At 72.4% G+C, this 20,131-nt stretch carries 18 protein-coding genes and 1 other RNA gene; 15 read left to right on the top strand and 4 right to left on the bottom strand.

The window, feature by feature from the left end:
* Positions 1-10: 10 nt before the first annotated feature.
* Together QRX60_RS05425 and QRX60_RS05420 are read right to left on the bottom strand one after the other, a co-directional pair.
* Entirely contained in the window at positions 11-586 is a 576-nt protein-coding gene (locus QRX60_RS05425; protein WP_285999697.1) for a hypothetical protein, read from the bottom strand.
* Positions 583-1,161 carry a sigma-70 family RNA polymerase sigma factor gene (locus QRX60_RS05420; RefSeq protein WP_285999696.1) on the bottom strand — a complete coding sequence of 193 codons (579 nt, stop codon included), beginning with the start codon at positions 1,159-1,161 and terminating at the stop codon, positions 583-585. Before QRX60_RS05420 ends, QRX60_RS05425 begins: the two co-directional genes overlap by 4 nt.
* Positions 1,162-1,398: 237 nt before the next feature.
* Between QRX60_RS05420 and QRX60_RS05415 the strand changes: the two genes are divergently transcribed.
* The 13 genes from QRX60_RS05415 (at position 1,399) to QRX60_RS05355 (ending at position 16,572) form a co-directional block, all read left to right on the top strand.
* A complete protein-coding gene (locus QRX60_RS05415) occupies positions 1,399-2,067 on the top strand; it encodes a DUF4142 domain-containing protein (RefSeq protein ID WP_285999695.1) in 669 nt (222 codons plus the stop codon).
* Between the two features lie 8 nt (positions 2,068-2,075).
* Positions 2,076-2,882: a ferredoxin gene (locus QRX60_RS05410; protein ID WP_285999694.1), complete on the top strand. Its 807-nt coding sequence runs from the start codon at positions 2,076-2,078 to the stop codon at positions 2,880-2,882.
* On the top strand, positions 2,879-4,129 hold the full coding sequence (locus QRX60_RS05405; protein WP_285999693.1) for an NAD(P)/FAD-dependent oxidoreductase: 1,251 nt from the start codon (positions 2,879-2,881) through the stop codon (positions 4,127-4,129). The genes QRX60_RS05410 and QRX60_RS05405 overlap by 4 nt, the downstream gene beginning before the upstream one ends.
* Positions 4,130-4,149: 20 nt before the next feature.
* An RNA gene (rnpB, locus tag QRX60_RS05400) (RNase P RNA component class A) lies at positions 4,150-4,545 on the top strand.
* A gap of 174 nt (positions 4,546-4,719) precedes the next feature.
* Positions 4,720-5,577 carry an SCO6745 family protein gene (locus tag QRX60_RS05395; RefSeq protein WP_285999692.1) on the top strand — a complete coding sequence of 286 codons (858 nt, stop codon included), beginning with the start codon at positions 4,720-4,722 and terminating at the stop codon, positions 5,575-5,577.
* Positions 5,578-6,030: 453 nt separating this feature from the next.
* Complete coding sequence (locus tag QRX60_RS05390; RefSeq protein ID WP_285999691.1) at positions 6,031-6,300, top strand: hypothetical protein; 270 nt, start codon at positions 6,031-6,033, stop codon at positions 6,298-6,300.
* Positions 6,301-6,310: 10 nt separating this feature from the next.
* Complete coding sequence (locus QRX60_RS05385) at positions 6,311-6,790, top strand: hypothetical protein (protein ID WP_285999690.1); 480 nt, start codon at positions 6,311-6,313, stop codon at positions 6,788-6,790.
* A gap of 3 nt (positions 6,791-6,793) precedes the next feature.
* Positions 6,794-9,781 carry an ATP-binding protein gene (locus QRX60_RS05380; protein ID WP_285999689.1) on the top strand — a complete coding sequence of 996 codons (2,988 nt, stop codon included), beginning with the start codon at positions 6,794-6,796 and terminating at the stop codon, positions 9,779-9,781.
* Positions 9,782-9,887: 106 nt separating this feature from the next.
* Positions 9,888-11,969, top strand: coding sequence for a magnesium transporter (locus QRX60_RS05375; protein ID WP_285999688.1), 2,082 nt, complete (start codon positions 9,888-9,890; stop codon positions 11,967-11,969).
* 3 nt (positions 11,970-11,972) lie between these two features.
* Positions 11,973-12,575: a hypothetical protein gene (locus tag QRX60_RS05370; RefSeq protein WP_285999687.1), complete on the top strand. Its 603-nt coding sequence runs from the start codon at positions 11,973-11,975 to the stop codon at positions 12,573-12,575.
* Positions 12,576-12,592: 17 nt separating this feature from the next.
* Complete coding sequence (locus QRX60_RS05365) at positions 12,593-13,579, top strand: C40 family peptidase (protein WP_408630257.1); 987 nt, start codon at positions 12,593-12,595, stop codon at positions 13,577-13,579.
* Positions 13,580-13,700: 121 nt separating this feature from the next.
* Positions 13,701-16,343, top strand: a complete 2,643-nt coding sequence (locus QRX60_RS51440; protein ID WP_332845827.1) for a hypothetical protein — start codon at positions 13,701-13,703, stop codon at positions 16,341-16,343.
* A gap of 31 nt (positions 16,344-16,374) precedes the next feature.
* Positions 16,375-16,572 (top strand): hypothetical protein, encoded by a 198-nt coding sequence (locus tag QRX60_RS05355; RefSeq protein WP_285999686.1) that lies wholly within the window; start codon positions 16,375-16,377, stop codon positions 16,570-16,572.
* On the opposite strand, the gene QRX60_RS05350 is transcribed toward QRX60_RS05355, so the two are convergent.
* The gene (locus QRX60_RS05350; protein WP_285999685.1) at positions 16,569-17,513 is read right to left on the bottom strand and encodes an ATP-binding protein; all 945 of its coding nucleotides are present in this window, start codon (positions 17,511-17,513) and stop codon (positions 16,569-16,571) included. The two genes, QRX60_RS05355 and QRX60_RS05350, sit on opposite strands and share 4 nt — an antisense overlap.
* A 127-nt stretch (positions 17,514-17,640) precedes the next feature.
* Between QRX60_RS05350 and QRX60_RS05345 the strand changes: the two genes are divergently transcribed.
* Together QRX60_RS05345 and QRX60_RS05340 are read left to right on the top strand one after the other, a co-directional pair.
* The gene (locus QRX60_RS05345) at positions 17,641-19,047 is read left to right on the top strand and encodes an RNB domain-containing ribonuclease (RefSeq protein ID WP_285999684.1); all 1,407 of its coding nucleotides are present in this window, start codon (positions 17,641-17,643) and stop codon (positions 19,045-19,047) included.
* On the top strand, positions 19,044-19,817 hold the full coding sequence (locus QRX60_RS05340) for a helical backbone metal receptor (RefSeq protein ID WP_285999683.1): 774 nt from the start codon (positions 19,044-19,046) through the stop codon (positions 19,815-19,817). Before QRX60_RS05345 ends, QRX60_RS05340 begins: the two co-directional genes overlap by 4 nt.
* Here the strand turns inward: QRX60_RS05340 and QRX60_RS05335 are convergent.
* On the bottom strand, positions 19,750-20,082 hold the full coding sequence (locus tag QRX60_RS05335; protein WP_285999682.1) for a hypothetical protein: 333 nt from the start codon (positions 20,080-20,082) through the stop codon (positions 19,750-19,752). The two genes, QRX60_RS05340 and QRX60_RS05335, sit on opposite strands and share 68 nt — an antisense overlap.
* Positions 20,083-20,131: the final 49 nt, after the last annotated feature.

Genomic DNA, 20,131 nt, shown 5'->3' with positions numbered 1-20,131 from the left:
TTGGGGCAGACTACTGGAAACCGGCTGACCACGGGAGATCCCGCAGGTCGTGGCCGGTACCGGCCACAACCTGAGCAGGGGAGACGATGGACGCAGCGGATGCGAACCAGGTCCTCGCGGTGGCCGGCCGGGCCGCGCAGCCGATCGTCACGGCCACGCCCAGCGCGAACAGCAGGAGCATCCCGATGGCCGGCCCCCGCCGGCCGGTGAACACGCACGGCTTCCGGCGCCGGGCCGCGCCGTCGCTCGGCGGCGGGTAGCCGGGGACGGCCACGCCGGACCGCTGCCGGGCGGAGCCGCCGGGTGCCGGGTCGCCGGCAGCGGGGGAGCCCCCGAAGGCGGGCGGACCGGAAGCCGGGGAACCGGCGTCGGCCGAGCCGCCGGCGACCGGGGGACCACCGCCGGGAGAACCGCCGCCCGGCAGGTAGCCGAGCCGGGCCGCCTCGCCGAGGGCCGCGGACACCGGGTGGAACCCGGTGAGCAGATCCCGGCACCGGGGACAGTCGCGGAGGTGCGTTTCGAACTCTTCCGGATCGTCGAGGACGCCGAGCTCGTAGGCCGCGGCGTCGCGGTGCCTGCCCCTCATCGCACCGCAACTTCCCCGAGCGCCTTCCGCAATTGCCGCATTGCCGTGTACAACCGTGATTTCGCGGTTCCTTCGGGAATTCCCAGAATTGTCGCCGCCTGCCGGACGGTGTTTCCGGCGAGGTATGTCTCGACGATGACGGACTGATATTTCTCGTCCAGTTCCGACAATGCCCGGCTAATCGTTAGTGCGGCTAACGAACTGTCCGCACGGTCGGTGGACTCGGCGTTTTCCGGGATCTCCAGAGCGACCTCCTGCGGGCGGACCCGGCGATTTCGCCAGCCGTCGATGACGATCCGGCGCGCCACCGTGAGCAGCCAGCCGCGCAGCATTCCGGGCTCGCGTTCGAGCGTGCCGGAGTGCTGCCACGCGCGGATCATGGTCTCCTGCACGACATCCTCGGTCCACTGCCGGTCGTGGTTGGTCAGGGCCAGGACCTGCGAAAACAGGGTGGCGCGGAAGTCCTTGTAGAGCAACGGGACGAGGTCGTCCGCCGTGTCGGGGCGCGCTTCGACCGCGGTCGCGGACGAGGTGTGGCCGACGGGGCCCGGACTTTCTCTGCCCAGTACTTCCATAAAGCTCGCAACCTCACCTGACTGGCGGACTGTGGGGCCATCGGAGCGTAGCGCAAAACCACTTAATAGGCCATATGCATTAGTTTCGGTGCCCTATTGGGCGCGGTCGCGACGATGGTGGGTTCAAATTGTGTCTTGTGATGTACATCACAGTCACTAAAAGGTGACGGCGAGAACCGGATCACGCCTTTCTCCCGTAACTCCCGGTAAGACCTGCTTCGCGAAGGGAAAACGGGGATGCCGTTCCGATTCGTGGCCTTGTTCGCCGCCACGACCGCGCTCGTGCTCGGCTGCGCCCTGCCCGCTTCCGCCGGAGAGCTGCAGCAGGCCGACCGCACCCTGCTGATGCGCCTGAAGCAGCACACGCTGTGGGCCACGCCGGCGAGCCGGCTCGCCGGCGAGCGCGCCACCAACCAGCGCGTGCGCGCGGTCGCCGTCCGCATCGCCGGCGACCAGGCCCGCCTCGACGTCGCCCTGCGCGCGGTCGCCGACCGGCTCGCGATCACCCTCCCCGCCGAGCCCACCGCGCAGGAGCGCACCTGGGCCGGCGAGATCTCGGCGGACTCCGGCGACGCGTTCGACCACGCCTACGTCAACCGCCTGCGCGCCGAGTACGGCTCCCTCTTCGGGCTCGCCTCCGCCGTCCGCGCCGGGACCCGCGACGACGACGTCCGCGCGTTCGCCCAGACCGCCGTCGACACCTCGCTCGGCCACCTGACGCTCCTCGAGAGCACCGGGCTCGCCGAGACCACGTCGCTGCTCGTCTCCGCCACCGAGGACGACACCCTCGACGGCGGGGACATCACCCTCGGAGCCGTTTTCGTGGCGTTCGCCGCCGTCGCCACGTTCGGCCTGCTCCGCCTGCTCGGAACTCCCGGCAGGACCCAGCCGCGCACCCGGAGGTAAGCCCGCCCATGTCCCCGTCCGCCGCGCTGCTCCCGGTGTCCCCGCACGACACCGGGATCGCCGAGGCCGCCGCGCTGTCCGGCCGCCTCACCTATCTCTGCATGTGCCTCACGCTGTGCTGGGGCGTGCTGGCCGCCACCGGCTGGGTCCGCCGGTTCAGCGGCCAGGACGCGCTGCGCACCGGCCACGTCCTGCTCGCCGCGTTCACCCTCGCCACCGGCACCGTGCACGGCCTGACGTTCCTCTTCCTCGAGGACGACCCGTTCGGCGCCGCCGACCTGCTGCTCCCGTTCTACGACGGCACCCCGCGGCACGCGCTCGGCATCGCGGGACTCGAGCTCGTCGTCGCCGTGTCGGTCACCGTCGGCCTGCGCCGCGGCGCACGGGAAGGTCGCTGGCTCCGCTTCCACCAGGCCGGCTACCTCGCCATCGGGCTGCTCGCCGTGCACGCCTGGCTCGGCGCCGTCTCGAGCGGGCACCTGTCGGCCGTCTGGCTCGCCGGGATCACGCTGCTCGTGCCGCCGGTGGTGCTGGCCGCCCTGCGCGTGCTGCCCGCGTCGGCCCTCGTCCGGGCCGGGCTGATCGAACCCGCGCCCGAAGACCCCGAGGCCGCGTCGCTGCGGATCGACGTCGACAGCCACCGCTGCCACTCCTACGGCGTCTGCCAGTCCGAGGCGCCCGGGGTCTTCCAGCTCGGCCACGACGGGCAGCTGGAGTACGAGGAACGGCCCGAGGCCGGGGAAACGCCGAACGTCCGCGCGGCCGCGCGCGCCTGTCCCATGCGAGCCATCCACCTGTTGGGAGCCACCCGATGACCGAACGCATCGTCATCGCCGGAGCCGGCCTCGCCGGCCTGCGCGCCGCCGAACGGCTGCGCGAGCTCGGGTTCGACGGCGAAGTCGTCGTCTTCGGCGCCGAGCCCGACATCGCCTACCACCGCCCGGCGCTGTCCAAGAGCCTGCTCACCGGCGCGGTCAGCCGGGCCCAGACCCTGCTCGCCGACCCGCTCGAGGTCGACGCCGAGTGGTACTTCGACACCCCGGTCACGGCGCTGTCGCCGAACCGGCAGGTCGTCCACCTCGACGGCGAGGAACTCCGCTACGACGGCCTGATCATCGCCACCGGCGTCGAACCCCGCCGGATGCCCGGCGCGCCGCACGGCCACCCGCGGGTCGTCGTCGTCCGGACGCTGTCCGACACCACGGCCCTCCAGCGGGCCCTCGCCACCAACCCCGGCCCGGTCGCCGTCATCGGCGACGGCTTCATCGGCTGCGAAGTCGCTTCGAGCCTGCGCGAGATGGACCGCGACGTCGTCCTCATCGGCCGGTCGCGGGCGCTGCTGGCCGACGTCCTCGGACCCGACATCGGCGACTGGCTCACGGCGCTGCACACCGCCCGCGGCGTCCGGCTGGAGCTCGGGACCACCATCCGCCGGTGGCACCCGGGGACGACGTCGGTCGGCCTGGAGTTCGCCGACGGCCGCGCGATCGACGTCGCCTGCGTCGTGGTCGCCATCGGGAGCGTCCCGGCCGTGTCCTGGCTGCGCGGCGCGAAGCTGCCCCTCGACGACGGCGTCGTCTGCGGGCCCACCTGCCACGTCCTCGGCTCCGACACGATCGTCGCCGCCGGCGACGTCGCCCGCTGGCCCAACTTCCGCTACGACGCCACGCCGCGGCGCGACGAACACTGGCTCAACGCCGTCGAGATGAGCCGCGCCGCGGCCGAGAACCTCCTCGCCGGCCCGCAGGGCTCCCCGGCCTACACACCGGTGCCGCGCTACTGGTCCGAACAGCACGGCGTCCGCATCCAGGTCGCCGGCCGGCCCATGCTCGGGAGCGACACCGTCCTGCTGGAGTCGCCGGTGTCCGGGACCCGGCCGATCACCGGCTTCGTCTCGGGCGGCAGGCTCGTCGGGCTGGTCGGCCTCGACAGCCCCGCCGCGGTGCTGCACTGGACGGCCGAGCTGGCCCGCCAGCGCCCGGCGCCGTCGATCGTGCCGCCGCAGCGGCCGCCGGAACCCGAGCGGCCCCGCCACCACAGCCGGGCGGCGGCCGGGTACTGAGCTACCATCTGCTCCGCGGACGAGCTGGCAGGGCGGTCGCGGCCCGGGGAGACCCGGTCCGAGGAAAGTCCGGACTCCACAGGGCAGGGTGGTTGCTAACGGCAACCCGGGGTGACCCGCGGGAAAGTGCCACAGAAAACAGACCGCCACGGCCCGCGAGGGCCGGGGTAAGGGTGAAACGGTGGTGTAAGAGACCACCAGCGTCCCGGGTGACCGGGACGGCTGGGTAAACCCCACCCGGAGCAAGGCCAAGAGGGAGCGCGAGCTCCTGCGCAGGCGTTCGAGGACGGCCCGTCCGAGCCTGCGGGTAGGCCGCTGGAGCCTGCCGGCGACGGCAGGCCGAGATGGATGGCCGCCGCCCGGCGAGCCGCAAGGCGACCCGGGAACAGGATCCGGCTTACATGCCGGCTCGTCCGCCTCACGTACCCGAAACGGCCGCGTGCTCGGCCACGGGACTCGCGTGATCGGAGCCGGAACTCGCGAGTTCCGGCTCCGATCACGCGGATCACGGCTCCGATCACGCGAGTTACGGGCCTGATCACGCGCCGCGCGCGGTTCCGCCGGTGGTTACCCGGTAGTAGGGTGCCGCTATGGCGGGTGACGAGAAGCGGTTCAAGTCGGCCTTCGATTCCTTGCACGCTCTGGCGTACTTCGCGCCCGAGGTGGACCAGGCCCTCACCGGCATCGGGCTGCGGCCGGGGCGGATGCCCTACTTCGCCGGCCGCTCGGCCGCGATGGGCGCGGTCGGGCCCGAGGTCGTCGCCGCCACCTTCTACAACTTCAACCCCGAGGTCGTCGCACGCGTGATCCCGCGCGCCTGGACCCTCGCGACGCCGGAGCAGGTCCTCGAAGCCCGGCTCGAAGGCGTCGACAAAGCCCTGACCCGGCTCCTCGGCGAAGGCGAGCTCAAGAGCGACCAGGTCGTCGAGGCCGCCGAGCTCGCCCGCGAAGCCACCGCCGGGTGCACCGCCGAAGGACGTCCCCTCTACGCCGCGCACGCCGGGCTGGACTGGCCCGAGCCGCCGCACCTCGCGCTCTGGCACGCCATCACGCTGCTGCGCGAGCACCGCGGCGACGGCCACATCGCCGCCCTCGTCCTCAACGGCCTCAGCGGCGTGGAAGCCCTCGTCACCCACGTCGCCACCGGCGCCGGGTTCACCGTCGACGCGGCCAAGCTGACGCGCGGCTGGAGCGACGAGCAGTGGACCGCCGCCCAGGAGGGCCTGCGCGACCGCGGGATCCTCGACGGCGACGGGGCGCTCACCGCCGAAGGCGTCGCGGTGCGTGACCGCGTCGAGGTCGCGACCGAGGCCGCCGCGAAGGCGCCGTGGGACCGTCTCGGCCCGGCGAAGCTGGCCCGGCTGGAGGAGCTCGGCCGGGACCTCACCCGCCGCGTGGTTTCGGCCGGGGCGTTCCCGAAGGGTGTTTTCGCCCAGAACCGCGCTTGAGGACCAAGATCACGCTATGTAGTGAAAGTGGTGTGAGGTTTTGCGCGCCCTGTGACGGACAGTGCGAGCGGTCAAGATCGACATGGGTGCTGACCGGCCGGAGGGCTGTCACAGAGCGGACTCGCGCGACGGGGCCGTTCGGGTCATGTCACACTGTCACAGGCCGCACAACGGCCACGGAACCAGTACCCACAGTGAGCAAATCCCGGGCGATGGGGTGAGTTCGTCAGCACACTGAGAAGTATGGGTGCCCGGCCTTTAACCCGAGGGCCCTTGCCGCGATGATGGTGGGCGTGGAGTTTTCGTGTGCCGTGCGCGCCACACCGGTTGACAAGGCAGCCGTCATCTACGCAGCGCGCTTTGACCACTACCCCTCGTAGCCCCCATGATGTTGTTCGAAGCACCGCCTGAGCCAGAACCGCGCGGCCCCCACCGCGCACCGGGAGTATCGCGATGATGACCTTGACCACCCTCGACACACTGGCCGCCGGCGGTCAGCTGGGCACGGGAAACGTGCGCCAGTGGCTGCTCGACAACGTCATCCCCCTGGTGCTGCTGGCCGTCGCACTCCTGCTTCTCTGGCTGGGTGGCGGCAAGGGCGACAACGCCGGTGTCATGCGGCGGCTCGCCGGCGTGGTCATCGCGCTCGCCATCATCGGTCTCGCGGTCAGCGGCGCGGGCGTGAACGTGGGCCAGTGGATCGCCGGCCTGTTCACCGGCTGAGGCGGCCGGCGTGCGCATCAGGACTGATGACGAGGTCTACCGGGTCGACGCCGTGTGGCTCGGCCCGCCGAAAGCGACTTTTCCCTGGAGAGCCCGCTACGTCGCGTGGCTCATCGGCATCCCGGCGTTCTTCGTCGTCCTCGGCGTCGAACGCTGGGCGGGGTGGAGCTTCGGGTTCTTCTCGACGGCGTGGGCGTTCGTCGCCACCATCGTGATCACCCGGCTGCTCACGGCCAAGATCAGCCACGAGCGCCCGCTGGGCACCGTGGTCGCGATGGCCGGGCGCGAGCTCAACACCCCCCGCGAACGGACCACGGGCACCGGCGGCGCCGTCAGCGCCAGCCGCGTCCGGGTACGGGCCGAGCGCCCGCTGCCGAAGCATCGCCGGAAGCGGCAGTACCAGCACCACGGCGTGCCGCCGGGTGCTGCGATCCAGGGAACACCACGAGCGCGCCGGAGCCGTGGCACCACGGCTCGGGCCGGGAGGTAGTCGTTGTTCGGTCGCGGCGGTAGCCGAGGAAAACGGGGTCGGGACGCACACTCGGGCGCGTGGCAACCGCCCGAGCAGGTCCGCGCGGCGCGGAACGGCTCGGGCGGTGGCAACGGCCGGCGCCTGACCGGCGAACAGGCGATCCCCGCCTACACCCCGTCGATCGCGGTGCGCAGCATCGACGGGCACCTGGTCCGCACGGGCTACGAGGTCTACGCCTGGTACCGGCTGGCGCCGCAGCGCTGGTCGTTCCGCTCGGACTCGCAGCGGCGCGACCTCATCGCGGCCATCGCGGGCCAGTACGCCGAGCTGCAGGGCCGCTGGCTGCACCTGCGCGTGACGAACCGGCCGTACCCGATCCGGATGTGGGCCGAGGCGCACGTCTACAACGCCCACGGCCGCCCCGGTGACGTCCCGGGCGCCCTGTCGTTCGACGACTACCTGATCGGCGAGCAGCAGCAGCTCATGGGCCGTTCGATGGCCGAAAAAGAGGTCTACCTGGGCGTCCAGGTGCAGACCCGGCGGATGGTCGACCGCGCGGTCGAGCGGGCCGCGCCGGTGCTGCGCAAGATCCTGCCCGAGGCCGTCGACGCCGAGCTGACCGCGCTGGACTCCGAGGTCGAGCACCTCGACCAGGTCATCGGCAGCGCCGGGCTGGAAGGCCGTCCGGTGCACGCCGAGGAGATGTCCTGGCTGATGCACCGCTCGTGCTCGCTCGGCCTGCCCGCGCCGCGGAACATGCCCGCGGTGCCCGGTGCGGCCTGGGAGCCCGAAGACCTGGCCAGCTTCACCGACGCCGCCGACTACTACGCCGACCCGTACGCGCCGACGGTCACCGTCCGCGGCCGCACCGGCTCCAACGCCGGCGTCTCGCGGCACCTGGCCATCCTCACCGTCGGGCAGATGCACGGCCTGCAGATCCCCGAGGTCGACGACCCGTGGATCCAGCACGCCGACCGGCTGCCGGCCGCGGTCGAGGTGTCCGCGCGCATCTACGTCCGGCGGCCCGAGGAGGTGGCCGGGGAGCTGCAGCGCCAGATGAACAAGGTGCGCTCCCAGGTCAAGCACTACACCGACGAGCACGAGCTGGAGCCGCCGCAGTCGCTCAACCGGCAGGCCGGGCGCGTGCTGGAGATCGACGACGAGATGACGTCGGGCTTCACCGCCCTCGCCACCCGCGTGCGGTCCTGGTGGCGGCTGGCGGTGTCCGGCCCGACCGAGCGCGACGCGCTGCGCCTGGCCCAGCAGCTGCTGGACCTCTACAAGCCGAAGATCGCCATCGAGCACCCCGAGGCCCAGTACGCGATGGCCCGGGAGTTCATCCCGGGCGAGCCGCTGGCCTCGGCGGCGTACATGCGCCGCGGCTCGGTGGTCTGGGCGTCCTCGGCGGTCCCGACGGCGACCGCGGAGGTCGGCGACCGCCGCGGCATCCTGCTCGGCGAGACGTGCACGGCCACGCGGCGCCCGGTGGCCTGGGACCCGTGGATGGCCCAGGAGATCCGTGACGGCTCCGGCCTGACGGCCATGGTGGCGGGCCTCGGTGGTGGTAAGTCGTTCCTCGGCGGCGGCATCGTCTACAAGACACTGCGGGCCGGGGCGAACTGGACGATCCTCGACCCGTCCGGCCCGCTGTCGCGGCTGTGCGACCTGCCGGAGCTGCGGCCGTACGCGCGGCCGATCAACCTGCTCAACGCCCAGCCGGGGATCCTCAACCCGTACCGGGTGGTCGCCGAGCCGCTGATCGAGCACTTCATGGACGAGGACGACCCCGAGCGGTCCTGGCGCCGCGAGAAGGCCCTGGCCGGCGCGACCCGGCGTCGTCTGGTGCTGGACGTCCTCACCGGTGTCCTGCCGTACGAGGTCTCGCGCATGGCGCAGACCCGGATCGTGCTGCTGCGCGCGGTCCGCGCCGTCGGCGGCCGGTTCGACGCGGATCCCGGCCAGGTGATCGACGCGCTCCGGCGCGATTCGAGCGAGCACCACGAGCACGCGGGCGTCGTCGCGGACTTCCTCGACGAGATGCGCGAGCGGATGGCACTGCTCATCCCGGAGACCGACGCGGACCCGTACTCCGAGACGCGTGACGACCGCCTCACGGTCCTGACGATGGCGGGCCTGACTCTGCCCAAGGACGGCGTCCCCCGCGAGTACTGGACGGACGCGGAGTCCCTCGGCGTCGAGATGCTGAACCTCGCGGCGTGGCTGACCCAGCGGTCGGTGTACGAGAAGCCGAAGGAGATGCGCAAGGGCGTCTGGATCGACGAGGCGTTCTTCCTGTCCGAGGTCCCGACCGGGCGCGTGCTGATGAACCGCTTCGCGCGTGACTCGCGCAAGTGGAACGTCCGTGTCCTGCTGTCGTCCCAGATCCCGGCGGACTTCCTGAAGATCCAGGGCTTCGTGACCCTGCTGGACTCGGTGTTCGTCGGCCGCCTGGACGACGACGACGCCCAGGCCGACGCGCTCCGGCTGCTGAAGGTGCCGGTGGGCGTGGGCTACGAGCAGGTCGTCGCGGCCCTGGGGCGCCGCCCGGGTTCCCAGCGGAGCGGGCTGGAGCGGGACGTCGAGCCCCGCCAGTTCATCTTCGGCGACGGCGCGGGCGGGGTGGAGCGCATCCGCGTCGACTTCTCGGGCCCGCACCTGGACCACCTGCGCGCGGTCATGGACACGACACCGGGTTCGAAGGACGCGGCGCCTTCGCGTCGTCCTGGGAACGAGCTGGCGTTGCCGGTCACGGACGAGAAGAAGCCGTTCGTGGCATCGCCGCCGGAGGACGACATCGAGCTGGAGCAGGACTTCGAGCTGGCGGCGGAGCTGGAGGTCGGCCTGGCCGACGAGAACCTCCTCGGAGCCCCGGACCCACTGGCGTCCGAAACAGGCGAAGTGGAGGGTGGGGTCCAGCCGTCCACCGGCGCCACCGGCCAGAACGGCCACGGCGGGCAGCAGCACGCCCGCACGGGTGGAAAGGGCGGCACCGGCCGGGACGCCGCATGAGCGCCGCACGGACCCGGAGCAGCCGCACCGCCCCCGGCTGTGAGGGGCGGGCCTGCCGTCCCCCGCGGACGGCCGTACCCACGCGGGCGACCGCGGAGGGTGCCGCATGAACACCCTGCTGACGTTGGCGGTGCTGCTGACGCTGGCCGCCGCATGGCACGCGCTGAAGCGCCGGGTCAAGGAAGGCCCGAAGGCGCGCCGCGTCCCGAGCCGCAAGGCGACGATGTTCGCCGTCGTGCTGGTGCTCGGCCTGCAGGCCATCGCCACGGCGCCCGCGGCGAGCGCGGCGGCCTGCGGTGAGGCGCCGAACCCGGAGCGTCCGGGAGCGGGCATGGTCGGCGCGATCGACCCGCCGGAGGGCCACGGCGAACCGAACAGCGCCTACATCGACTACGGCTACGCGGGCATGGTCTGGAACACCTTCGAGACCAACTGCTCGGGGCTGAACCTCACCCCGGCGGGGTCCACTTTGGACAGCTGGGGCGGCAACCAGCTGTTCAACCTGGGCAAGAACATCGTCGGCGCCACCAACTCGCTGCACTACACGGTGCTCGAGGGCGGCCTGCTGAACCCGATCTACAACGCGGTGAAGTCGGGCGCGGAGAAGGTCTACAACAACATCTACGCCCAGTTGTTCGGCCTGGTCGCGCTGATCCTGTCGATCATGATGTTCCGCAACATCTGGCGGGGTGACCTGGCCGCGGTCAGCAAGCGGGCGCTCTACGCGCTGGCCGGGATCTGGCTCGCCGCGTCGTCACTGGCGATGCTGCGGTACTTCGACCCGATCGACAAAGCGATCGTCCAGACCACCACGAACATCCAGGCGGGCTTCGTCGACGAGAGCGGCGACCGGATCGTCCGCGACATCCTGCCCACCCAGCTCCACACGCAGATCGTCTACAACAACTGGCTGCGCGGGGAGTTCGGCACGCCCACGGCACCGCAGGCCGAGCAGTACGGCAAGCCGCTGCTCGACGCCCAGGCGTTCACCCGCAACCAGCTGGTGAACGGCGACGACGGCAACCAGTCCGTCATCGACGGCAAGAAGAACGCCTACAAGGACATCTCCACCAAGCTCGGCCCCGCCACCGGCTACTTCACCGGCGAGGCCGGCGGCCGCACCGGGGCGGGCTTCCTCTCCCTCGGCCAGGCGCTCGTCTACTCGCTCTTCCAGCTCCTGGCCAAGGCCAGCGTCCTCCTCGCCCAGGTCCTGATCCGCCTCTTCGCGCTCACCGCGCCGCTGATCGGGCTCGTCGCCCTGCTGCACCCGGAGATCCTGCGCCGCGTGCTCAAGGTCGCCGGCGGGGTCGCGTTCAACCTCGTCGTGCTCTCGGTGCTCGCCGGGGTGCACGCACTGCTGCTGCAGGCCATCTTCGACGCCGGCAACTCGCTGAACATGCTCACGCAGATGGTGCTCGCCGGGCTGATCACCGTGCTGCTGTTCATGGTCGGCCGTCCGGTCCGGCGCCTGTGGCAGATGGTCGAGATGTCGGTCAGCATGGTCGGCGCCGCCGTGCCGTCGCCCGGGGGCGGGATCTTCTCCCGCTTCAAGCGCAACCGCACCGGCCCGACGCCGCAGGACGAGTTCTGGCAGAACGTGCGCGACACCGACGACGTCGTCGACGGCGAGCAGCGCGGTCCGCTCGGCGCGACCGCCGGTGGCGGCCGGTTCCGGCCGGAGGCCACGATCTTCGCCAACGCCCAGCGCCTCGACCACACCTCGGGCGCGTCCCGGCCCGCCGCGGCGTGGTCCGGCGCGTGGCCGGGAGCCATCAACGGCGGCCCGGCCGGTGCCCTGCCCGCGGGCGGACGTCCCGGCTCACCGGTGTACGGCCAGTACAACCCGGCCAACGGCGACCCCGGCGACTACGTCGTCGTCGGGGCGGGTGGCCGTCCGACGCTCCGGGGCGAGGAGAGCCGGCGCGTCGACACGTCGCCGGTGGCCGACCGCCGCTGGAACGACGAGCCCGAGCCCGTCGTGGTGCCGTCCGACCTGCGCACGCCCGAGTCCGGCTTCAGCGACTACACGCCGCAGGACGTGCCGCGGACCCCCGGCGTGCGGGCGCAACCGCGGCGCGTCGACCCCGAGGTCGTCGCCGGCAAGCCGGTCTTCGTGCTGTACCGGCCGTCTCGGGGCATCGAGGTTCGCGAAGAACCCCGTGACACCGACCAAGTGATGGGGCGGTGACGGATGCCGATCCGCACCAACCGCGGCCGGGCCGCGGTCTACCGGCGCCTGTGGGGCTGGCCGCTGCGCTCGCCCCGCCACCTGATGGGGACGCTGGTGTTCCTGGCGATCCTGGTCACCGCGCTCGGCATCGTGCTGCCGAAGGCGGTCGGCAAGCCGCAGGCCAAGGCGTCGCCCACCACCGGGACGCCCACCACGTCCGTCACGGCGACCCCGCCGGGTGTCGCGGCGCCGGTGCCGACGTCGAACCTGCCGACGCGGTTGTCCGCGCCGCTGGCCACCCCGACGACGGCGGCGCCGAACGGGGACGCGATCCGCGTCGCCAAGCAGTGGGCCGCGGCCTGGGTAGACCACCCGGCCGGGATCACCTCCGAGCAGTGGCTGGCCAAGCTGAAACCGTTCACCACCGAGGAGTACCTGCCGGTGATGGCGTCGGTCGACCCGGCGAACATCCCGGCGACGAAGGTCACCGGTGAGCCGCAGGTCGGGACGTCGTACACCAGCTCGGTGCAGCTGACGATCCCGACCGACGGCCCGAAGCTGGCCATCACGGTCGTGAACACCAACGCCGGGTGGCGCGTCGCCGACTACGACCAGGCGAGCTGACCGTGCGGCGGCTGGGGTTGTGGCTGGGGCTGGTCGTGTTCGTCGCGATCGGTGCCCTGATCGTCACCGCCGTCGCCGCCAAGGTCGTCATCGACAACCAGCAGGCGCAGGCCCGGGGCGTGTCGCTGATGAGCTGCGACGCCTCGGTCGGGCCGACCCAGCCCGGCGGGGGCGATCGCGGCACGGTCGACGCGTCGAAGCTGGACGACGAGCAGAAGGGGATCGTCGCGCTGATCATCACGATCGGCAAGCAGCGGTCCCTGGCGCCGCGCGCGTGGCAGGTCGCGATCCAGGCCGGGATGACCGAGTCCGGGCTGCACAACCTCACCTACGGCGACCGCGACTCCCTGGGCATCTTCCAGATGCGCCCGTCGATGGGCTGGGGCTCGTACGCGCAGGTCACCGACCCGACGTACGAGGTCAACAAGTTCTACGACGTCCTGCTCGCGGTGCCGGACTGGGAGAACAAGCGCCCGGGCGACGCCGCGCAGGCCGTCGAGCGCTCGGGTTTCCCGGACCGCTACCACAAGTGGGAGCCGATGGCGGCGACGCTGGTGGAGAACGTCGGCCAGGTCGTCGACGTCGTCGCCTGCGGCACCGGGCTGGGGCAGCTGCTGCCGCCGAGCCAGGCCGCCGGCAAGGCGATCAGTTTCGCGCTGGGCGAGCAGGGCAAGCCGTACGTGTGGGGCGCCACGGGCCCGAACGCGTACGACTGTTCGGGTCTGATGCTGCGCGCGTACGAGGCGGCCGGGATCATCCTGCCGCGCGTCTCCCGCGACCAGTACCACGCGGGCGCGCTGCTGCCGGTGCGCGAGGCGCAGCCCGGTGACCTGCTGTTCCTCGCCACGGATCCGTCGAACCCGAACACGATCCACCACGTGATGATGTACCTGGGCGACGGCAAGGTCGTCGAGGCGCAGCAGACGGGCGTCCCGGTGCACACGCGGCCGTTCTCGTTCGACGAGGCCGAAGTGGTTCCGCAGGCCGTCCGTCCCGGCGTTTAGCATGGGTTGAGGGCCCTTGATACGACAGGGGCCGGCGGATTCGGCCGACAGCGGAATCGATTCACCCGACGTCGCGGCGCTTCCACGAGCAGGTGGCCGCGTACTGGCAGAGGATGAGCACGTGGGACGCAAATTCGGCAGGCGAGGCAAGCCCGGTCAGGGCGAGCCCCAGGACCCGGCGGCGCTGTTCGGCGCGCCCCAGCCGCCCCGGCAGTCGGCTCGCCCCGCGTCCAGCACGCCCCTGGCCGACCAGCTGAGCCACGGCTACCCCGGCGTCGACGCGGGGTACGTCGTGCTGCCCCGGTCGCTGGCGGAGGGGATGTCGCTGCCGTGGCAGCAGCAGATGGCGGCGCTGCTGGCCCAGTTCCACGCCGAGCACGCTTCGCTGGCTTGGCCGATCTACCGCGTGGTGCCCTCGAGGTACGAGAGGCTGGCGGACCTCGACGAGGAGCAGCTCGCGGAGGCGGGCTACCTGGTGGAGATGGACGCCGACGGCCAGATGGTCTACCGCGAGCGGAGCGGCCGGAAGGTCGAGGACCCGGAGAACACGTCGGTCCTGGTGTCGACCCTGGACCCGATCCCGCGGCCGGCGGCTCGTCCCACACCGCCGCCGCCGGGGGCCCCGCCCGGGCAGGCGCCGGCCCCGATGAACATCGGGCCGGCACCGGTGTGGCGCACGGTGCCCCACCCGCCCCCGCCGGTGCAGCCGGTCCCGGGGACGCCCGAGCAGCACGTGCCGCCGGGGTGGCGGCAGTCCGCAGCGGGGGCGAGCCCGGCGTGGAACCAGGAGCCGCCCCGCGGACGTCCGCAGCCGGAAGACCGCGAGTGGTCGGTGGCGGCGGAACCGGAGCTGCCGGGCCCGGTGAAGCCGGCCCGCCACGCGGCTCCCGAGACCCGTCCGGCGGGCGGGTCACCGGGGGAGACCCGCGGCGCGCACGCGGCGGTCGAGCCTGAACCGCCGGTCGAGGAGCCGACGGCGGGCGCGTACCAGCGTGAGATCGAGCCTGAGGTGGTTCAGCCGGACCCGTCCACGTCCCGGCCGGAGGTGCATGGGGCCGGCCAGGGATCTGCGGTAGCCGAGGTCCGTCACCAGCCTGAGGCGGAGGTGGGGGCCGGGCCGTCGGAGCCGGGACCGGCCCCGGTTGAGCCCGCACCGGAGCGTGTCGCGGTCGAGCCGGAGGCGTCTTCGCCGGAACCTGCCGAGCCGAAGCCGTGGGACGAGGTTCAGCCGGAGGCAGCGGAACCCGCGCCGGCCGAACCTGGGCCACGGGATGTGGCGCCGGTGCTCTCACCAGCTGAGCCGGAGCCGCGGGATGCCGCGGAGTCCGAGCCTGGTGATGTGGTCGGACCTGAGGCTGCCGAACCGGCGCCGAGCGAATCGCAGCCATGGGATGAGGCCGGAACCGCTGCGCCGGAATCAACTGGGCATGAGGCGGTTCATTCGGCTGCGGCTGACTTCCCGGCTGGGCCTGCTGCGCCGGAGTCCGCCGGGCAAGATGCCGACACCCCCCACGCTCCTGGAGCGCAGGTTCAGCAGCCGGTGACGGATGCTTCGCAGCAGTCGCCTGTGGTGCCGTCGGACAGTTCGCAGCCGGAAGAACGGCCCGAGGAACCTCAGCCGACCGCCGGGCAGCAGCCGCAATCGCCGAGTGTGGCCCAGCAGCAGCCTGCTGCGCCGCCGTGGGCGCGGCAACAATCGACTGTCGTGCCCCAGTCGCCGGTCGCATCGGAGGGGGAGCAGCCGCCTGCCGTTCCGCTGTCGCCCGCAGCCGCGCACCAGCCGCCTGCCTTGCCGGAGTCGCCGATCCAGCCGCAGCCGCCGACTGTGGCGCAGCCGGCTGCCGGATCGCTGTTGCCGGCTTCTGCCGAGCAGAACCCGCCTGCCGGTCCGCAAGCATCCGACCAGCTACTTGCCGCGCAGCCGCAGTCACCTGAACCGCAGCAACCGCCTTCCGGCCCGCAGTCACCGGGTCAGCAGCAGCCCGCCGCCGGTTCGCAGTCGCTGGGCCCGCAGGAACCTGCCAGTGAGCAGGCGCCGCTCCAGCCGCAGCCACCTGCCGTACAGCAGCAGTCGGCGGCCAGGCAGGAGTCGCCCGCAGACCCGCAGCCGCTGTCACCAGCTCAGCCGCGCCCGCTCGCCGCACAGCCGCCGTCGCCTGACCTGCAGCAACCGCTTTCCGGCCCTCAGCCGCCGACCCAGCAGCAGCCCACCTCCGGTCCGCAGCCGCTGGTCCAGCAGTCGCCGCCTCAGCAGCAACCGCCCGCCGTGCAGCCGCAGCCGCAGTCACCGGGGCAGCAGCAACTACCCGCCGCGTCGCAGTCGCCGGGCCAGCAGCCGCCCGCCGGGCAGCAGCCGCCTGCGGTCCAGCACCCGCCGGCCGGCCCCCAGCAACCCGCCGCAGCCAACCCTCCCTGGGGCCCGGCACCCACCCCACCAGCGCGCTCCAAGCCGGTCTTCCCCGGCCCGGAGTCGCCCCCTCAATCCTTCCCGGCCCGCCACGCCGCCCCGGCACGTCCGGTCTTCCCCGGTCCCGGCACCATGCCGCCCGTCCCGCCGAGCTCGGCGCCTCCGGTCTTCCCCGGGAGGGACACCGCCCTTCCGCAACCCTCGCGCCAAGAGCCGCCCACCCCGCCGCGCGGGACTCCGCGTGGCTGGTTCGACGAGTTCACCGACCAGCCCGCCGCGCCGGAAGACTCCGAAGAAAGCCAGGACTTCGGCCCCACCGGGCAGCCGACCGAGATCCCCTATCGGTACAAGCGCTGACAGCCGGGCCCGGGGATGCGAATCTAAGACCATGTCCAACGACCCGAACCCGGACCAGGGGTGGTACTACAACACCCGCACGAACCAGGTCGAGCACCTCGAACGCGGCCGCAGCATCGACCTGCTCGGCCCGTACCCCGACGAGGCCACCGCCCGCCGGGCGCTCGACATCGCCAAGGAACGCACCCGGCAGGCCGACGCCGCCGACGCCGCCTGGAACGACGACTAGACCGACAGCCCCGGGCCCAGCACGAACTCCGGGTCGACCTGGGACGCCAGGTCGGCGCCGGCCCACGCCCGTGCGTTGCGCAGGTGGAACTCGACCGCCTGACGCTGGTAGCGCGCCCAGTCGCGCTGCTCCGCGTCGACTGCCGCGCGCATCGACGACAGCGTCTCCAGGTTGCGCGGCTCGAGCTCGGTGATCGGCCGGGCCGTGCCGCGCTCCGCCGCGCGCACGTGGCGTGACGCCGACATCCAGCCCAGCAGTGCCCCGCCGACCTGCTCCTGCAGGAACTCGACGTCCTCGGCGTCGGTGACCTTGTTGCCCACCGCCACGAGCCGCACGCCGAAGTCGCGCGCGTAGTCCGCGTACTGCCGGTACACGCCCACGCTGCGCACCGTCGGCTCGCACACCAGGAACGTCACGTCGAACCGGGTGAACAGTCCCGACGCGAACGCGTCCGCGCCCGCCGTCATGTCCATGACGACGTACTCGCCCTCGACGTCGACCAGGTGGTTCAGCAGCAGTTCCGCGGCCCCCACCTTCGAGTGGTAGCACTTGACACCCAGGTCGTCCTCGTCGAACTGCCCGGTGACGCCCAGCCGCACACCGCCCAGCTGCCGGAAGCACGCCGAAAAGACCGGGTTGTCCTCGAACGGCCGGACCAGCCGTGACCCGCGGCCCGGCGGCGTCGTCTTGATCATCGACGCGGCGTCCGCGATCCGCGGGTTGTCGCCGCGCAGGTAGTCCTTGATCAGGGCCATGTTGTCGCCCAGCGTCGGCCAGGCGAGCGCTTCCTCTTCGGTCGCGCCGAGCGCCACCGCGAGGTGCTGGTTGATGTCGGCGTCGATGGCCAGCACCGGCCGGCCGGCATCGGCGAGGTACGCGACGAACAGCGACGACAAGGTGGTCTTCCCGCTGCCGCCCTTGCCGACGAACGCGATCTTCACGTCGGGACCCTTCTGAGAATGAAGACGGTTTTCATTACTGCGAAGACAACGTACACCCGACCGGCCCGCGCCCGATCGGGCGATCATCGGGCCCTTCGAGGGTTAGGGTTGGGGGGTGCCTCCCCTCGTGATCAGGACACACTCGGCGGGCGGGGACTTCGGCCCCCTGCGTGCCGAGTTTTCGCTGCCGGAGTCGTTCGGGCCCGAGGTGCTGGCCGAGGCGGAAGCCGCGGTGCTCGACCCGCTGGCGAGCGCCGGGCCGCGCGAGGACGCGACGGACCTGCCGTTCGTCACCATCGACCCGCCCGGCTCCAAGGACCTCGACCAGGCGATGGTCGTCGAGCGGACCGCGCACGGCTTCCGCGTGCACTACGCGATCGCCGACCTGGCCGCGTTCGTCCCGCCCGGCGGCTCGCTCGACCGGGAATCGCGCCTGCGCGGGCAGACGCTCTACCTGCCCGACGGGAACGTCCCACTGCACCCGCCGGTGCTGTCCGAGGGCGCGGCGAGCCTGCTGCCCGGCGAGATCCGGCCCGCGGTGCTCTGGACCATCGAGACCGACGAGGCGGGTGAGCCGACCGCGACGCGGGTGCGCCGCGCGCTGGTCCGGTCCACCGAGCAGTTCGACTACGAGACGGTCCAGGCCGCGCTCGACGCCGGCAATCCGCACCCCTCGGTGGCCGCGCTGCCCGAGCTGGGACGGCGACGGCGCGAGCTGGCCGTCCGGCGCGGCGCCGTCGAGCTGCAGCTGCCGGAGCAGGAGATCAGCGGCAACCCGGACGGCGGCTGGGTGCTGGCCCGCCGGCCGCGCACCGCCGTCGACGCCTGGAACGCCGAGATCTCGCTGCTCACCGGGATGGCCGCGGCGCGGATCATGATCGACGCGCGGGTCGGCGTCCTGCGCACGCTGCCCGACCCGGAGCCCGAAGCCGTCGACTGGCTGCGCCGGTCGGCCGAAGCGCTGGGCATCAGCTGGGCACCGGAGGCGACGGTTTCGGAGTTCCTGTCCCGGCTGGACCCCGGGCAGCCGGCGTCGATGGCGCTCTACGCCGACACGACGCGGCTGCTGCGCGGCGCGGGCTACACGGCGTTCGACGGCGAGCTGCCCGCGTTGACGACGCACGCGGGCATCGGCGGCGCGTACGCGCACGTCACGGCGCCGATCCGGCGGCTGGTCGACCGGTTCGCCACGGAGATCTGCCTCGCCGTCTCGGCCGGGCGCGAGGTGCCGGCGTGGGTGCGCGCGGCGCTCGCGGACGTCCCGGACCGCATGACGGCGTCGGACACGCTCGCCGCGAAGGTCGAACGGGCGTGCATCGACCAGGTCGAAGCGTGGGTGCTGGCCGAGCACATCGGCGGCGAGTTCAGCGCGGTGGTGCTGCGCGCGGACGAGAACAAGGCGGAGATCCTGGTCGAGGACCCGACGGTGATGGCGAAGTGCGCGGGGGAGAAGCTGACCGCGGGGGAGCGGATCGGCGTCCGGCTGACCGCGGTCGACGTCGAAAAGCGGAAGGTGTCGTTCGAACGCGCATGACGCATCTCGTCGATGACCTCGGGGAGCCGGTGCCGGTGCACGGCCCGGCGTCCCGCGTGGTGTCCTTGGTGCCGTCGCTGACCGAAGCGGTCGAGGTCAGCGCGCCCGGCCGGCTCGCCGGTGCGACCGACTACTGCACGCATCCGGCTGCCTTGGACGTCCCGCGAGTGGGTGGCTCGAAGTACCCGAAGATCGACGACGTGCTGGAGCTGGCGCCGGACCTGGTGCTGGCGAACTCGGAGGAGAACCGCCAGGAGGACGTGGAACGCCTGCGCGCCAACGGGATCCCGGTGTGGGTGATGGCCGCGTCGGCCACGGTCCCGGCGGCGCTGGGGTCGCTGCGGCGGATCCTGACCCAGGCGTACGAGCTCGAGGAGCCGGACTGGCTGGTCGAGGCCGAGGAGGTCTGGCGCGAAGTCCGGCCGGCGCGGTTCCACGCGGTGGTCCCGGTGTGGCGCAAGCCGTGGATCGTCCTGGGCCGCGAGACGTTCGGCGGCGACGTCCTGCGCCGCGTCGGCGTGGCGAACGTCTACGCGGCGTCGGAGGAGCGCTACCCGCGGCCGGATGTCGAGGAGCTGCGCGCGCACTTCGCGGCGGACGCGGACCTGCTGGTGCTGCCGGACGAGCCGTACTTGTTCACCGAGGAGGACGGCCCGGACCACTTCCCGGACGCGCGGTACGTCCTGGTCTCGGGCCGCCACCTCACGTGGTACGGGCCTTCGCTGGTCGACGCCCACGCCGCCCTGACCGAGGCGCTGGCCGGGCTGTGAAGGCGAAACCGCGGGCCGGCGCGGCGCGGATCCCGTCGGCGACCTCGGCCGGCCGGACCGGCTCGGTCGGCAGGTGCAGCCAGTTGTCCGGCCGCGGCCGTCCGGTGTCGACGACCAGCGTGGCGCCGGGGTGTTCGGCGAGTTCGACCGCGAAGGTCATCGTCGCGCCGAGCCCTTGCGAGTAGGTCGGTTGGGGGCGGACGGTCCAGCGGTAGTCCGTGCCGTCGACGGTGATGTGCCGTGAACCCTTGCGCGCCAGTGTCATGAGCCCTCCCCGCCCGGCCCCGAAACCTACGCCGGGGCCGAGCGGGGAG

The organism is Amycolatopsis mongoliensis, assembly GCF_030285665.1.
In the GTDB taxonomy this organism is placed as follows: Bacteria; Actinomycetota; Actinomycetes; order Mycobacteriales; family Pseudonocardiaceae; genus Amycolatopsis; species Amycolatopsis mongoliensis.
The sequence above is the reverse complement of the archived record's forward strand: the minus strand, read 5'-3'. Positions and strand labels throughout refer to the sequence as shown.